Source organism: Pseudomonas sp. ICMP 8385 (assembly GCF_002699915.1).
Classification (GTDB): Bacteria; Pseudomonadota; Gammaproteobacteria; order Pseudomonadales; family Pseudomonadaceae; genus Aquipseudomonas; species Aquipseudomonas gessardii.
Genome location: NZ_LKBY01000002.1, coordinates 1 through 15,360, shown reverse-complemented (window position 1 = coordinate 15,360; position 15,360 = coordinate 1). Strand labels below are relative to the sequence as shown.

The following is a 15,360-nucleotide window of genomic DNA, read 5'->3' as shown; positions in this document are numbered from 1 at the left end:
GCTCTCATGCCCGTTGGCCGTCGAGTTCCCCTATGATCCTCTGTAGTATCTGGAAAACTTTGGAGCGTTTTGGTGGTAACCATGAGTACATCCATTTGCCCCTGCGGCAGCGGCAACCTGCTGGATGCCTGCTGCGGCCATTACCACACTGGCCACCCTGCGCCCTGCGCCACCGCGTTGATGCGTTCACGCTACAGCGCCTATGTACTGGGACTGGTGGACTATCTGGTGGCGACCACGCTACCGGCGCAGCAAAGCGGCCTGGACCGGAATGCCATCGGGGCCTGGAGCGCGCAAAGCACCTGGCTGGGCCTGGAAGTGGAAAGTTCCGAGGTGTTTGGCGGGCAGCCGGAACATGCCTTCGTCACCTTTACCGCGCGCTGGCATGACAGCACCGGCGAACACAGCCACCGGGAACAGTCATCCTTCGTACAGAACGATGGGCGCTGGTACTTTATTGATCCTACGGTGGAGGTGAAGAGCGGGCGCAATGATGCCTGCCTGTGTGGCAGTGGGCAGAAGTTCAAGAAGTGCTGTTCCGGCTATTTGTAAAAAACCGGTTCTTTGTAGGCCCGGGCTTGTCTGAGGGCGGCGTTCCGACAAAGCACTGTAAGGACACCGCGTTTATCCAGGCTGTGTGCGTTATCGTTAACGCCTTTCGCGAGCAAGCTCGCTCCTACAGGATCACGCCATGGTTAGCCGGTTATTCGCCTATAGCTGCCTGCTCGCAGTGACCGTTGGCCTCTCGGGCTGTGCCTCGTGGTTCGCCGATGAGACGCCGCCACCGCAAACCCACCTGGTCAAGGTCGAGTTGGTACGCGCCAAGCTGCTGGAGCAGAAGTTCAAGCTGCATTTTCGAGTGGATAACCGTGGCGACTCGGACCTCACCGTGCGCGGCCTGATCTACAAGATCAGCCTGGCTGACGTGGAGCTGACCGAAGGCGAGTCCGACGAGTGGCTGACCATACCGCCCCATGGCCGGGGATTTTTCAAGGTCACGGTGCGCACCAACCTGTGGCCACAGGTGCGGGAAATCGCCGACCTGTTGAAAAACCCGGACCGTCCCATCCCCTATCGCCTGGAAGGTGAGCTGAAAACCGGATTATTCATCGGTAACGACGTGCACGTGATACGCAATGGCGAGATAATCCCCGGCGATTTTATTCCGGAGCGACACCAATGACCCAGCAACCCCATGTCCATGGTCCTGACTGCAACCACGATCACCACGATCACGATCACGATCACGACCAAGGCCATGTGCACGGCCCGAACTGCGGCCATGCCCACCAGGAACCGGTGCGCAACGCCCTGAAAGACGTTGGCCGCAACGATCCATGCCCATGCGGCAGCGCCAAAAAGTTCAAGAAGTGCCACGGCGCCTGATACACATCCTGCAGGAGTCGGTAACCCGGCTCCTGCAGTTATATCGATAGATGCAAATGTTTCATTGAATTTTCCCTGGTCGAGCATTACCTATACCTACAGGCACATCAGCGGGCGTCCTGCCCGTTCAAGCATCACCAATCCTGGAGAGCTTCATGATCGACCTGTATTACTGGACCACCCCCAACGGTCACAAGATTTCGTTGTTCCTGGAAGAAGCCGGCCTGCCCTACGAGGTGCATCCGATCAACATCGGCCAGGGCGACCAGTTCAAGCCAGACTTCCTGAAAATCGCGCCCAACAACCGCATACCCGCCATTGTCGATCAGCAGCCGAGCGATGGTGGCGCGCCCATTTCCCTGTTTGAATCCGGCGCCATCCTGCTGTACCTCGCGGAAAAAACCGGCCAGTTCCTGCCCAAGGACCTGCGCGGTCGCCAGGAAGTGCTGCAATGGCTGTTCTGGCAAATGGGCGGCCTGGGCCCGATGGCCGGGCAGAATCACCATTTCAGCCAGTTCGCCCCGGAAAAAATCCCCTACGCCATCAAACGCTACGTCGATGAAACCGCGCGCCTCTATGGCGTGCTGGACCGGCGCCTGGCGGACCGCAGCTTCGTGGCCGGCGAGGCCTACAGCATTGCCGATATGGCGATCTATCCGTGGATCGTTTCCCACAAGTGGCAAAGCCAGCGCCTGGAAGACTTCCCCCATCTGCATCGCTGGTTCAACCTGATCAAGGAACGTCCGGCGACGGTGCGGGCCTATGACCTGGTGCAGAAGGTCAACCCGCCAAAATCCTGATACACACTCCCCCTGTGGGAGCCGTCGAGCCCCGGTGAGGCGGCGATGCAGGCGCTGCGGTCGGCCAGATACCGCGCGGTGATCCTATCGCCGTCTCGCTAAAGCCCGACAGCGCCCACATTTGCTCAATCAAATCCTGAAAATTAGCAGCGCCTCCCGCTTGCGTCGGTTCGCCGCGCTCACTAACGTAGCGCCTTTACTGACGTTACCCCCGCAGGAGCTTTGCCATGGCCTCGCCAGCCCTCTCACATTTTCTTCCCCGGTTCGGCGTTGCCGCGGCAATGGCCAGTGCCTTGGGCCTGGCCGGTTGCCAGTCACTGAACAGCCAGGACACCCTGCCTCCCGTTTCCGGCGTGCAGCCGCTCAAGGGCCTGGCGCAGAATGTTTCCGTGCGGCGCAACAACCAGGGCATGCCGCTGATTGAAAGCAATACCTTCCACGACGCGCTGTTCACCCTCGGCTATGTGCACGCCAGCGACCGGATCAACCAGATGGTCACCCTGCGCCTGCTGGCCCAGGGCCGCCTGGCGGAAATGTCCGGGCCGGACGTGCTGGATGTGGACCGCTTCATGCGCGCCGTCAACCTGAAAAAAAGCGCCAGCGAGCTGTACAACGCCTCGTCGCCGCGCCTCAAGCGCTTCTTTGAAGTGTATGCGCGCGGGGTCAACGCCTACCTGTTCCGCTACCGTGACAAACTGCCGGCAGACCTGGCCCAGACCGGCTACAAGCCCGAATACTGGAAGCCGGAGGATTCGGCGCTGCTGTTCTGCCTGCTCAATTTCAGCGAGTCGGCCAACCTGCAGGAAGAGTTGTCCGCCCTGGTCCTGGCGCAAAAAGTCGGCGCCGACAAACTCGCCTGGCTGACCCCAAGCTACCCGGACGAACCACTGCCGGTGGCCGAGTCCGACAAGCTCAAGGGCATCAACCTCGGGCAAATTCCTGGCCTTGCCACGCTCAACAACATCAACGAGCACCTGGCCAGCCTCAACACCCTTGGGGTTTCCACCTCCAGCAACTGGGCCATCGCCCCGCAACGCAGCCGCAGTGGCCGCAGCCTGCTGGCGAACGACCTGTCAACACCGATGCAGGCGCCGTCCCTGTGGAATTTCGTACAAATCCGCGCACCAAAATACCAGGCGGCTGGGGTGTCGCTTGCCGGGATTCCTACATTGCTCTCGGGCTTCAACGGCAAGGTGGCCTGGAGCATGAGCCAGGTGTCCGGCGATACCCAGGACCTGTTCCTGGAGAAGGTCAAGCGCCAGGGCGGCGCGCTGTACTACGAGCACAACGGCAAATGGCTACCGGCCATCGTGCGTAACGAAACCTTCTTCGCCAAGGGCCAGCGGCCGATTCGCGAGGCGGTGTACGAAACCCGCCACGGGCCGCTGCTCAACAGCGCCCAGTCGCTGAGCAGCGGCTACGGCCTGGCCCTGCAAACCGCCGACTTCAAGGATGACAAGAGCCTGGATGCGTTCTTCGACCTGTCCCGGGCGCAGAACGTGGAAAAAGCCTCGGACGCCAGCCGCGAGATTCGGGCCATCGCCCTGAACATGGTATTTGCCGATGCCAGCAATATCGGCTGGCAGGTCACCGGGCGCTTCCCCAACCGCCGCGAAGGCGAAGGCCTGCTGCCCTCGCCGGGCTGGGACGGGCGCTTTGACTGGGATGGCTACGCCGACGCGATGCTGCACCCCTATGACCAGGACCCGCCACAGGGTTGGGTCGGCACGGCCAACCAGCGCAGCGTGCCCCATGGCTATGGCATGCAACTGTCCAACTCCTGGGCCGCGCCGGAGCGCAGCGAACGCCTGGCGCAACTGGCCGGCAACGGCAAGCACGACAGCCGCAGCGTGATCGCCATGCAGTACGACCAGACCACGCTGTTCGCCGCCAAACTCAAGAGCATGTTCCAGGCGCCGGGCATGGCCCAGCCATTGAAACAGGCGATCGATGCCCTGCCCGCCGCCGAGCGGACCAAGGCCCAGCAAGCCCTGGGCCGCCTGATGGCGTTCGACGGGCGCCTGGCCGCCACGTCGGCCGACGCCGCGATCTACCAATTGTTCCTGCAGGAAAGCGCCAGGCAGATTTTCCTCGACGAACTGGGCCCGCAAACCAGCGCCACCTGGAAAGCCTTTGTCAGCAACGCCAACCTGTCCTACGCGGCCCAGGCCGACCATCTGCTAGGGCGTGAAGACAGCCCCTTCTGGGACGACCTGCGTACCCCGGCCAAAGAAGACAAACCGGCGATTCTCGCCCGTAGCCTGGCTGCCACGATCACCGCCGGCGACAGCCAGTTGGGTGCGGATCACAAAGCCTGGCAATGGGGCAAGTTGCATAGCTACACCTGGAAAAACACCCGCGGCCAGACCCTGCGCGGCCCATTGGCAGCAGGCGGCGATCACACCACGTTGAACGCTGCGCCCTACAACTGGGGGCAGGATTTCGCCACCACCCAGGTCCAGGCCCTGCGCATGATTGTGGATTTTGGCCAGGTGGAACCGATGATGGGCCAGGGCGGGATCGGCCAATCCGGCAACCCGGCCAGCCCGAACTATGTGAACGGCATCGATCCGTGGCTCAAGGCACAATATTTGAGCTTCCCGATGCAGCCGCAGAACCTTGACAAGGTGTATGGCAAGACCCGATTGACCCTGGTCCCGGGAAAATAAAGCCGGTTCTACGGCCTACCCGCAGCCGCAGCCGCGCCCCAGCGGCTACAGGGCGGTTGTGGGAGGTCTATCAGGCCACTGGCGCGGGAGGTGGCTCGTCCGGCAGGGTCGGCACACCAGGCTCGGTGGGTTGTTCCGGGGTATCGGGGTCAGGCTGGCCCGGGATGCCGCCGGCGGCGGGGTCGGCCATCAGGGACCAGGCCAGAACACCAATCTGATTGGGTTCCAACCGGGCAAGTTCGGCGCTGATTCGCGGGTCGAGCTTCATAGGGTACTCCTCAAGCGTGGCTCGGCGCGCTGTGCACGCGCCGAGGCAGTACACCCAATAGAGTGCCTGCCCGCTGACAAATTCCCTTGTACTGTAAGACGTTTCTATCAGGTGCGTGGCAGAGTGACGCCGCGCTGGCCCTGGTACTTGCCGCCCCGGTCCTTATAGGACACTTCGCACTCTTCATCGGATTCAAAAAACAGCATCTGCGCCACGCCTTCATTGGCGTAGATCTTGGCCGGCAAGGTGGTGGTGTTGGAGAACTCCAGGGTCACGTGGCCTTCCCATTCCGGCTCAAGCGGGGTCACGTTGACGATGATGCCGCAGCGCGCGTAGGTGCTCTTGCCCAGGCAGATGGTCAGGACATTGCGCGGGATGCGGAAGAACTCGACGGTACGCGCCAGGGCGAAAGAGTTTGGCGGGATGATGCACACGTCGCTCTTCACATCGACAAAGCTCTTTTCATCGAAGTTTTTCGGATCGACGGTGGCCGAGTTGATGTTGGTGAACACCTTGAACTCATCGGCGCAACGCACATCGTAGCCGTAGCTGGAAACCCCGAACGAAATCAGGCGCTCGGCGCCCTCTCCGCGCATCTGGCGCTCGACGAAGGGTTCGATCATGCCGTGCTCTTGCGCCATGCGGCGAATCCACTTGTCCGATTTGATGCTCATGGCGGGTGTCCTGAATAGCGAGGTGGAAAAATTCTGTTGGGCATCTTACCGGGGCTGGCCTCGCGGTTCAAAGGAGGCGGGGGTTTTTCTTGATTAAGTTGCGCCGGGGCACTGTCAGCCGTAAAGATCGGGCCAGCCCCTGAATTGACGGGGCGCGGGCCTGCAAAGCGCGCCGCCAGTCACGAAAATAGAGAAACCTTCGGAAATACCATTGGCACGTTCCAGAAAAAGGGTTAAGGTGGCGCCACTGTGCTGCTTGTGTCACTGAGAATCTCTACACGATGTTGAATTTCGATCCAACCATCTCCAAGAATTTTTCCTGCTCTTTGCACTCAGTCTCGGCCAGGGCTTTTCCTGAGTCGCAGTTAACTTTGTCCAAGGAGATACACCATGTCTAATCGCCAAACTGGTACCGTTAAGTGGTTCAACGATGAAAAAGGCTTCGGCTTCATCACTCCACAATCCGGTGACGACCTGTTCGTTCACTTCAAAGCTATCCAATCCGACGGCTTCAAAAGCCTGAAAGAAGGCCAACAGGTTTCTTTCATCGCTACCCGCGGTCAGAAAGGCATGCAAGCTGAAGAAGTTCAAGTTATCTAACTTGTACTGACTTAGTCGAAAGAACCCCGCCCTTAAAAGCGGGGTTTTTTTATGCCTGATCGTTCCTACGCTTCGCGTAGGAATGCAGCCCAGGACGCTCCGCGTCCCCCATGCGACGCAGAACGTCACAAGAGGCGCTACGTAGAGCGTGGGCGCGATCAGTGCATAGCAAAACGCCCGGTGCATTCCCATGCACCGGGCGTTCTTATCGCCATCTTACAAGCCGCTATTGAAACAACGACTCACTCGACAAGCCATTCTTCTCCAGGATCTCCCGCAAGCGCTTGAGACCCTCCACCTGGATCTGCCGTACCCGCTCACGGGTCAAGCCGATCTCCAGGCCAACGTCTTCCAGGGTGCTGCTTTCATGGCCACGCAGGCCGAAGCGGCGAATCACCACCTCGCGCTGCTTGTCCGTCAGCTCTGAAAGCCATTGGTCGATACTCTGTGATAAGTCATCGTCCTGCAACAGCTCACACGGATCCGTTGGTCGGTCATCCGTCAGGGTGTCCAGCAGGGTTTTATCCGAATCCGGGCCCAGCGAGACATCGACCGAAGACACACGCTCATTAAGACCCAGCATGCGCTTGACCTCTCCCACTGGTTTTTCCAGCAGGTTGGCGATCTCTTCAGGCGAAGGTTCATGATCCAGTTTCTGGGTGAGCTCACGTGCTGCCCGCAGGTAGACGTTAAGCTCCTTGACGACATGAATCGGCAACCGGATGGTCCGGGTCTGATTCATGATTGCGCGCTCAATGGTCTGGCGAATCCACCACGTCGCGTAGGTCGAGAAGCGGAAACCCCGCTCGGGGTCGAACTTCTCCACCGCCCGGATCAAGCCGAGGTTGCCCTCTTCGATCAGGTCCAACAGGGACAGCCCACGATTGACGTAGCGTCGGGCGATTTTCACCACCAGGCGCAGGTTGCTTTCAATCATGCGCTTGCGCCCAGCCGGATCGCCCTTTTGCGACAATCGCGCAAAATGGACTTCTTCTTCGGGAGTGAGCAAGGGGGAAAAGCCGATTTCATTGAGGTACAACTGGGTCGCATCGAGCGCCCGGGTGTAATCAATATACTTATGCTGTTTTAACGCTGTGGAGTTTTTGGACTTGGTACGAACTGAAGGTACAGCGGGTCCCTCATTCGACATCGATTCCGTACCGATGCCGGTCTCCATAAGGAGAACCTCATCGTCGATGTCAAACTCCGGCGCTTCTTTACTGAGAGCCATTGTTATAGTCCTTTGGTGAGTTCGACCTCAAGCTCAAGCGACGCCTTTATCCTTGGCAACGCTGGAGCCTGTTCCTTCTACGTGAGGGAACAGGCTGACAACACATCAACGCCGGGGTAGGAATTGCAGTGGATCTACAGGTTTACCTTGGCGGCGAATCTCAAAGTGCAGTTTCACCCGGTCTGTACCAGTCGACCCCATTTCGGCAATTGTCTGTCCGACTTTGACCTGCTGCCCCTCCCGAACCAACAACCTGCGGTTATGACCGTAGGCACTGACGTAGGTATCGCTGTGTTTGATGATGACCAATTCGCCGTAGCCCCGTAAACCACTCCCGGCGTATACAACAGTCCCATCAGACGCAGCTAAAACAGGCTGTCCCAAATCCCCGGCGATATCAATGCCTTTATTCAAACTACCGTTTGAAGAGAATTTTCCAATAAGGATGCCATTTGAGGGCCATCCCCAACCGGTCGGCGCCGGTCCCGCAGGCGGCAACGGCGCGGGTGCCGGCTTGCTCGCAACCTTAGGCGCAGCGGTGCCTGCAGGCCGGGTGAAGACCGTCGTCCTACTGGAAGAAGAGGCCGACGAACCGGATTTTGTCACAACTGCCGTGGGCGCCGACCCCGTGCGTCCATCGAAACGGATAGTTTGCCCCGGATGGATCGTATAGGGCACGGGAATGTTGTTACGTGCGGCCAGCGCCTTGTAATCCCAGCCATAACGGAAGGCGATGGAAAACATCGTATCGCCCTTGCGCACCACGTATTGCCCGGTGGTTACCGTAGGCCGTTGTGGCGCCGCATTATTGCGGTCGACTACCCGCGCCCCGCTACCAGTGCTGGAGCAGGCCGCCAACAAGGAACTCAAGACAAGGCCAATCACCAGTCGCTGAAAGCTCGTTTTACTCATACGCTGCGCAATGACCGTGAGACTCACCCGCCGCTCCCTTTGTGGTGGCTGAAACATGAACGCCTGTATCAGGCTTGAAATATGTCGCAAGTATAACTGGCTGCCGGACTTTAACCGGCAACAAGGTAGAAACGAAAAATTCATCTCGTTTAATAACTACCCAACTTGATGTTGACTCAACGAACCCCGCTGTAAGACACATACCCGACAATAGAATTCAGTACGCCGTGATAAATGATCAGGCCAGCGGGCCATTGAGTAACGGAACGAAACGCACCGCCCCCAGGACATGCCGCGAAAAACCCTCTTCTTCGCGCACGATCAACATCAGTTGTTGCACTTCCCCCGAGCCCACTGGAATCACCAGACGCCCACCTGGGGCCAACTGGTCGAGAAGCGCCTGGGGTACATCGGTGGCCACGGCCGTCACGATGATGCCGTTGTAGGGTGCCAGTGCCGGCCAACCTTCCCAGCCGTCGCCCCAACGGAACACCACATTGCGCAGGTTCAACTCCACCAGGCGCTCCTTGGCCCGGTCCTGCAATACCTTGATCCGCTCGACCGAGAACACCCGCTCCACCAATTGCGAGAGCACGGCGGTCTGGTAGCCGGAGCCGGTGCCGATCTCCAGCACCTTGTCCAGGGGCCCCGCCGCCAACAGCAGCTCACTCATCCGCGCCACCATATAAGGCTGGGAGATGGTCTGGTTATGGCCAATGGGCAACGCGGTGTCTTCGTAGGCGCGATGGGCCAGGGCCTCATCGACAAACAGATGGCGCGGGGTACGGCGGATGACTTCCAACACCTGGGCGTTGGACAGGCCCTCTTCATAGAGTCGCTGGATCAAACGCTCACGGGTGCGTTGGGAGGTCATGCCGATGCCCCGGCGCAACAGGTCGTCCTGTTCACGAGCCATCAGCGCAGCCCCTCCAGCCAGGGATCGAGACCACCGAAGGCATCATTGAAGGTGCGATCGAGTTGCAGCGGGGTAATCGAAACATAACCTTGCATCACCGCATGAAAGTCCGTGCCCGGCCCGCCATCCTCGGCGTCGCCCGCTGCGGCAATCCAGTAGCCTTCCCTGCCACGGGGATCCACCACTTTCAGCGGTGCCGCAGCGCGGGCGCGGTGGCCCAGGCGGGTCAACTGGATGCCGCGAATATGGTCCAGGGGCAGATTGGGAATATTGACGTTGAGCACCGTACGCGGCGGCAGCACCAGAGTGCCATGGGCCTCCACCAGTTTGCGCGCAAAATACGCCGCAGTGGCCAGGTTATCCACCTGCCGCGACGCCAGCGAAAAGGCAAATGCCGTGCGCCCCAGGAAACGCCCCTCAAGGGCCGCCGCCACGGTGCCGGAATACAGCACATCATCGCCCAGGTTGGCGCCCAGGTTGATCCCGGACACCACCAGGTCCGGCTCATCGGCCAGCAAGCTGTTGATGGCCAGGTGCACGCAATCGGTCGGCGTGCCATTAACGCTGATAAAGCCGTTGGCCAGCGTCTGCGGGTGCAAGGGACGGTCGAGCGTCAGCGAACTGCTGGCGCCGCTTTTGTCCTGGTCCGGGGCAACCACCACGCACTCGGCGTAATCCGCCAGCGCAGCATAAAGCGCGGCAAGGCCGGGTGCGGTGACCCCGTCGTCGTTAGATATCAGAATACGCATGGGCTGTCCGTCTGCCCCACCGGCACCAGATCAACAAGCTCGCGCACCAAGACAGTGGCGAAGCATCCGGCCGGCAGGACGAATTCCAATTGCAGAATGTCAGTCTCGGGATAATGCCACGTCAACCCGCCAATGGGCAGTCGCAGAATGCGCCGTTCCTGGCTCATGCCGGCTTTGGCCAGCCACTCGCACAGGTGCGCCTCGCTCGCGGCGACGGCTTGCTCCAGCTCATGGGTGGCGCCAGCGGCGGGCGAATCGCCTTCACCCCACTGTGGGCCGGTGGGATGCAGGTCGAGGATAGCCAGGCGCGGATCGCTGCACTGCGCCTCACCGGCCGGGAAAAAGCTACGGCTGTCGGTGAATGCCAGCAGGTCACCGACCTGGGCACGCTGCCATGAACCATCGGCCACCCGCGCCGCCAGCACCTTATTGAACACAAAGCTGCGCGCGGTCGACAGCAGGCGCGAACGCACATTGCGCTGTTCCGGCAAGGCCTTGCGGGCCGCCCAGTCGCGGGCATCGACGACGTTGCCGCCGTTGTGGCCAAAGCGCTGGGCGCCGAAATAGTTGGGGATACCGTGCTTGGCGATCAATTGCAGGCGCGCATCGATCGCGCCGTGGTCGCCGGCCAGCTGGGTCAGGCGCAGGGTAAAACCGTTGGCCGCATGCGCGCCACGCTGCAACTTGCGCTTGTGGCGGGCGGTCTTGAGGATTTTCAGGGTGTCGTTTTGCGCCGCGCTCAGGTCCGGGTCGGCCTTGCCCGGCAACTGCACGCTGAACCACTGGCGCGTCAACGCCTGGCGGTCCTTGAGGCCGGCATAGCTGACCGTGCGCAACGGCACGCCGGCAGCCTTGGCAATGCGCCGCGCCGCTTCCTCGGTGTTCAGGCCGCGCTTTTCCACCCACAGCCACAGGTGTTCACCCTCGCCGGTCAGCGGGATATCCAGCACTTCATCGACCTGGAAATCTTCGGCTGTCGCCTTGAGCACCGCACTGCCCAGTGCCTCGCCATAGGCCCGCGGGCCCAATAGTTGCAGGTCGTTCATGCGCGCAGCAACAAGGCGACGGAGTGCACCGCAATGCCCTCTTCACGACCGGTAAACCCGAGCTTTTCGGTGGTGGTGGCTTTCACGTTGACTTGATCCAGTTCTATTTGCAGGTCGGCGGCAATCACTGCGCGCATCGATTCGATATGCGGGGCCATTTTGGGTGCCTGGGCGACGATGGTGTTATCAACATTGCCGACCTTCCAGCCCTTGGCATGGATCAGGCCGACCACATGCCGCAGCAGCACGCGGCTGTCCGCGCCCTTGAAGGTGGGATCGGTGTCCGGGAAGTGCTTGCCGATATCCCCCAACGCCGCCGCGCCGAGCAAGGCATCGCTCAAGGCATGCAGCACAACGTCGCCGTCGGAATGAGCCAGCAACCCATGGTGGTGCGCAATGCGCACGCCGCCCAGGGTGATGAAGTCGCCTTCGGCGAAACGGTGCACATCATAGCCGTGGCCAATACGCATAAAAAAACGCCCCGAGTTAATTCAGGGCGTGATTCTACCTACTTTTGCCGGACATTAACCGAGCAAAGCACGTCCATGATGACGCAAGTGGTCCTCGATGAAGCTGGCGATAAAGAAGTAGCTGTGGTCATAGCCCGGTTGCAGGCGCAGCTCCAGCGGATGGCCGGCGGCCTTGGCGGCGTGTTGCAAGGCCTCGGGCTTGAGTTGGGTGGCGAGGAAGTCGTCGCGATCGCCCTGGTCGACCAGCAGTGGCAGTTTTTCCGAGGCTTCGCTGAGCAGCACGCAGGCGTCCCATTCGCGCCACTTGGAGCGCTCTTCCCCCAGGTAGCGGGCAAAAGCCTTCTGCCCCCAAGGGCAATCCATCGGATTGTTGATCGGCGAAAACGCCGACACTGACTGGTAGCGCCCCGGATTGCGCAAGGCGCACACCAACGCACCGTGGCCGCCCATTGAATGCCCGCTGATGCCGCGCTTGTCGGACGCCGGGAAATGAGCTTCAACCAACGCCGGCAATTCCTGCACGACATAGTCATGCATCCGATAGTGCTTGCTCCAGGGTTCTTGCGTGGCATTCAAGTAAAACCCGGCACCCAGGCCAAAATCCCAGGCATTGTCCGTGTCGCCCGGCACACCCGGCCCACGGGGGCTGGTGTCCGGGGCGACGATGATCATCCCCAGCTCAGCCGCCATGCGCTGCGCGCCGGCTTTTTGCATAAAGTTCTCATCGGTGCAGGTCAGCCCCGACAGCCAGTACAACACCGGCAGCTTGCCACCCTGCTCCGCCTGCGGTGGCAGGTAGACGGCGAAGGTCATATCGCAATCGAGCACATCGGAATGATGCTTATAGCGTTTGTGCCAGCCGCCGAAGCTCTTCTGGCATGACAGGTTTTGCAGACTCATGGCCGACCTCAGAAATGGATGACGGTACGAATGCTCTTGCCTTCATGCATCAGGTCGAATGCCTTATTGATATCTTCCAGGCCCATGGTGTGGGTGATGAAGGTATCCAACGGGATTTCGCCGGTCTGGGCCATTTCCACATAGCTTGGCAACTCGCTGCGGCCACGCACGCCACCAAAGGCCGAACCGCGCCAGACGCGACCGGTCACCAGTTGGAATGGACGGGTGGCGATTTCCTGGCCAGCCCCGGCGACACCGATGATTACCGACTCGCCCCAGCCTTTGTGGCAGCACTCAAGGGCCGCACGCATCAGTTGGACGTTGCCGATGCACTCGAAGGAAAAGTCCACGCCACCGTCGGTCAAATCGACAATCACATCCTGGATCGGCCGGTCGTAGTCTTTCGGGTTGATGCAGTCGGTGGCGCCCAGTTGCTTGGCGATCTCGAACTTGGCCGGGTTGATGTCGATGGCGATGATACGAGCGGCCTTGGCTTTCACCGCACCGATCACAGCCGACAAGCCGATCCCACCCAGGCCGAAGATGGCCACGGTGTCGCCCGGCTTGACCTTGGCGGTGTTGATCACCGCACCGATACCGGTGGTGACGCCGCAGCCCAGCAGGCAAACTTTTTCCAGCGGGGCTTCTTTGGGGATCTTGGCCACGGAGATTTCCGGCAACACGGTGTATTCGGAAAAGGTCGACGTGCCCATGTAGTGGAAAATCGGCTGCCCCTTGTAGGAGAAGCGCGTAGTACCGTCCGGCATCAGGCCTTTGCCCTGGGTCGCACGGATGGCCTGGCACAGGTTGGTCTTGCCCGACAGGCAGAACTTGCACTTGCCACATTCCGGGGTGTACAGCGGGATCACATGGTCACCCACCGCGACCGAGGTCACACCCTCGCCAATCGCTTCGACGACCGCGCCGCCCTCGTGGCCGAGAATCGATGGGAAGATGCCTTCCGGGTCGGCACCCGACAGGGTGTAGGCGTCGGTATGGCACACCCCGGAAGCGACCACGCGCAACAGGACTTCGCCGGCCTTGGGCATGGCCACATCCACTTCCACGATCTCCAGCGGTTTCTTGGCTTCAAAGGCGACAGCGGCGCGTGACTTGATCATCCGGGTTTCTCCAGGAACTTTAAAAGTGAGACGGGCAGTGTAAAACAGGGCTCTTTGATTAATAATCCAGGCAAAAGCAAAACATTATTGCTGTACTGGGATAATCACCATGCTGGAAAACCGCTGGGAAGGCATCGATGAGTTCGTCGCCGTGGCCGAGTGCAGCCAATTTACCGCGGCCGCCGAACGCCTGGGCGTGTCCTCGTCCCATATCAGCCGCCAGGTGGCACGCCTGGAAGAACGCCTGCAAACCCGCCTGCTCTACCGCAGCACCCGGCGTGTCACGCTGACCGAGGCCGGGCAGACCTTCCTGCAACACTGTCAACGCCTACAGGATGGGCGCGAAGAAGCCCTGCGCGCCGTAGGCGACCTGACCAGCGAACCCAAGGGCATGTTGCGCATGACCTGCGCCGTGGCTTATGGCGAACGCTTTATTGTGCCGCTGGTCACGCGTTTCATGGGGCTGTATCCGCAATTGCGCGTGGATATCGAACTGAGCAACCGCCCCCTCGACTTGGTGCATGAGGGCCTGGACCTGGCGATCCGCCTGGGCCGCCTGCAGGATTCGCGGATGGTCGCCAGCCGCCTGGCGCCGCGACGCATGTATCTGTGCGCATCGCCATCCTACCTGGAGCGGTATGGACGCCCACATAGCTTGTCGGAACTGAGCCGGCACAACTGCCTGATCGGCAGCTCGGATATTTGGCAATTGGCCCAGGATGGGCGCGAATTCTCCCAAAGGGTGCAGGGAAACTGGCGCTGCAACAGTGGGCAAGCAGTGCTGGATGCGGCGTTGCAGGGGGTGGGGTTGTGTCAGTTGCCGGATTATTACGTGCTGGAGCACTTGCACAGCAGCGCGCTGGTTTCATTGCTGGAGGGCCATCAACCGCCGAATACGGCGGTGTGGGCGTTGTACCCGCAGCAGCGGCATTTATCGCCGAAGGTGCGCAAGTTGGTGGAGTTCTTGAAGGAGGGGTTGGCTGGGCGGCCGGAGTATGGCGGATGATCTGGGGTGTCAGGCCTGGCCTCATCGCAGGCAAGCCAGCTCCCACACTTGACCGCATTCCAACAGGCACATGCAGTCGAATGTGGGAGGGCTGACTGGGCGGCCGGAGTATGGCGGGTGATCTGGGGTGTCAGGCCTGGCCTCATCGCAGGCAAGCCAGCTCCCACACTTGACCGCATTCCAACAGGCACATGCAGTCGAATGTGGGAGGGCTGACTGGGCGGCCGGAGTATGGCGGGGGATCTGGGGTGTCAGGCCTGGCCACATCGCAGGCAAGCCAGCTCCCACACTTGACCGCATTCCAACAGGCACATGCAGTCGAATGTGGGAGGGTTGGCTGGGCGGCCGGAGTATGACGGGTGATCTGGGGTGTCAGGCCTGGCCTCATCGCAGGCAAGCCAGCTCCCACACTTGACCGCATTCCAGCAGGCACATGCAGTCGAGTGTGGGAGGGCTGGCTGGGCGGCCGGAGTATGGCGGGTGATCTGGGGTGTCAGGCCTGGCCTCATCGCAGGCAAGCCAGCTCCCACACTTGACCGCATTCCAGCAGGCACATGCAGTCGAGTGTGGGAGGGCTGGCTGGGCGGCCGGAGTATGGCGGGTGATCTGGGG

At 60.7% G+C, this 15,360-nt stretch carries 17 protein-coding genes; 7 read left to right on the top strand and 10 right to left on the bottom strand.

Annotated elements, in window-relative coordinates; translation table 11 throughout:
• Positions 1-81 precede the first annotated feature (81 nt).
• The 5 genes from AO268_RS02875 (at position 82) to AO268_RS02855 (ending at position 4,855) form a co-directional block, all read left to right on the top strand.
• Positions 82-552, top strand: a complete 471-nt coding sequence (locus AO268_RS02875; protein ID WP_076962193.1) for a YchJ family protein — start codon at positions 82-84, stop codon at positions 550-552.
• Positions 553-691: 139 nt separating this feature from the next.
• Positions 692-1,183, top strand: coding sequence for an LEA type 2 family protein (locus tag AO268_RS02870; protein ID WP_076962192.1), 492 nt, complete (start codon positions 692-694; stop codon positions 1,181-1,183).
• Positions 1,180-1,386 (top strand): SEC-C metal-binding domain-containing protein, encoded by a 207-nt coding sequence (locus tag AO268_RS02865; protein WP_099167858.1) that lies wholly within the window; start codon positions 1,180-1,182, stop codon positions 1,384-1,386. Before AO268_RS02870 ends, AO268_RS02865 begins: the two co-directional genes overlap by 4 nt.
• Positions 1,387-1,541: 155 nt before the next feature.
• Positions 1,542-2,186 (top strand): glutathione S-transferase N-terminal domain-containing protein, encoded by a 645-nt coding sequence (locus tag AO268_RS02860; RefSeq protein ID WP_099167857.1) that lies wholly within the window; start codon positions 1,542-1,544, stop codon positions 2,184-2,186.
• Between the two features lie 227 nt (positions 2,187-2,413).
• The gene (locus AO268_RS02855; protein ID WP_099167856.1) at positions 2,414-4,855 is read left to right on the top strand and encodes a penicillin acylase family protein; all 2,442 of its coding nucleotides are present in this window, start codon (positions 2,414-2,416) and stop codon (positions 4,853-4,855) included.
• A 70-nt stretch (positions 4,856-4,925) separates the two neighbouring features.
• Here the strand turns inward: AO268_RS02855 and AO268_RS02850 are convergent, their stop codons facing one another.
• Positions 4,926-5,123, bottom strand: a complete 198-nt coding sequence (locus tag AO268_RS02850; protein ID WP_076962188.1) for a hypothetical protein — start codon at positions 5,121-5,123, stop codon at positions 4,926-4,928.
• 107 nt (positions 5,124-5,230) lie between these two features.
• Entirely contained in the window at positions 5,231-5,797 is a 567-nt protein-coding gene (gene dcd, locus AO268_RS02845) for a dCTP deaminase (protein ID WP_003219273.1), read from the bottom strand.
• A 390-nt stretch (positions 5,798-6,187) separates the two neighbouring features.
• On the opposite strand from dcd, the gene AO268_RS02840 reads away from it, so the two are divergent.
• Positions 6,188-6,397, top strand: a complete 210-nt coding sequence (locus tag AO268_RS02840) for a cold-shock protein (protein ID WP_002554837.1) — start codon at positions 6,188-6,190, stop codon at positions 6,395-6,397.
• Positions 6,398-6,623: 226 nt separating this feature from the next.
• On the opposite strand, the gene rpoS is transcribed toward AO268_RS02840, so the two are convergent.
• From rpoS to AO268_RS02800, 8 genes are all read right to left on the bottom strand, one after another.
• A complete protein-coding gene (gene rpoS, locus AO268_RS02835) occupies positions 6,624-7,628 on the bottom strand; it encodes an RNA polymerase sigma factor RpoS (RefSeq protein WP_038446486.1) in 1,005 nt (334 codons plus the stop codon).
• 105 nt (positions 7,629-7,733) lie between these two features.
• The gene (locus AO268_RS02830; RefSeq protein ID WP_076962200.1) at positions 7,734-8,567 is read right to left on the bottom strand and encodes a peptidoglycan DD-metalloendopeptidase family protein; all 834 of its coding nucleotides are present in this window, start codon (positions 8,565-8,567) and stop codon (positions 7,734-7,736) included.
• 211 nt (positions 8,568-8,778) lie between these two features.
• Positions 8,779-9,414, bottom strand: a complete 636-nt coding sequence (locus AO268_RS02825) for a protein-L-isoaspartate(D-aspartate) O-methyltransferase (protein WP_169865481.1) — start codon at positions 9,412-9,414, stop codon at positions 8,779-8,781.
• Positions 9,415-9,455: 41 nt separating this feature from the next.
• Entirely contained in the window at positions 9,456-10,205 is a 750-nt protein-coding gene (gene surE / locus AO268_RS02820; protein ID WP_076962187.1) for a 5'/3'-nucleotidase SurE, read from the bottom strand.
• A complete protein-coding gene (truD, locus tag AO268_RS02815; protein ID WP_099167855.1) occupies positions 10,193-11,251 on the bottom strand; it encodes a tRNA pseudouridine(13) synthase TruD in 1,059 nt (352 codons plus the stop codon). The genes surE and truD overlap by 13 nt, the downstream gene beginning before the upstream one ends.
• The gene (gene ispF, locus AO268_RS02810) at positions 11,248-11,721 is read right to left on the bottom strand and encodes a 2-C-methyl-D-erythritol 2,4-cyclodiphosphate synthase (protein WP_029297241.1); all 474 of its coding nucleotides are present in this window, start codon (positions 11,719-11,721) and stop codon (positions 11,248-11,250) included. The genes truD and ispF overlap by 4 nt, the downstream gene beginning before the upstream one ends.
• Positions 11,722-11,775: 54 nt before the next feature.
• A complete protein-coding gene (gene fghA / locus AO268_RS02805; RefSeq protein WP_099167854.1) occupies positions 11,776-12,621 on the bottom strand; it encodes an S-formylglutathione hydrolase in 846 nt (281 codons plus the stop codon).
• Between the two features lie 8 nt (positions 12,622-12,629).
• Entirely contained in the window at positions 12,630-13,742 is a 1,113-nt protein-coding gene (locus AO268_RS02800; RefSeq protein ID WP_076962184.1) for an S-(hydroxymethyl)glutathione dehydrogenase/class III alcohol dehydrogenase, read from the bottom strand.
• 109 nt (positions 13,743-13,851) lie between these two features.
• Between AO268_RS02800 and AO268_RS02795 the strand changes: the two genes are divergently transcribed.
• Positions 13,852-14,748, top strand: coding sequence for a LysR family transcriptional regulator (locus tag AO268_RS02795; protein ID WP_099167853.1), 897 nt, complete (start codon positions 13,852-13,854; stop codon positions 14,746-14,748).
• Positions 14,749-15,360 lie beyond the last annotated feature (612 nt).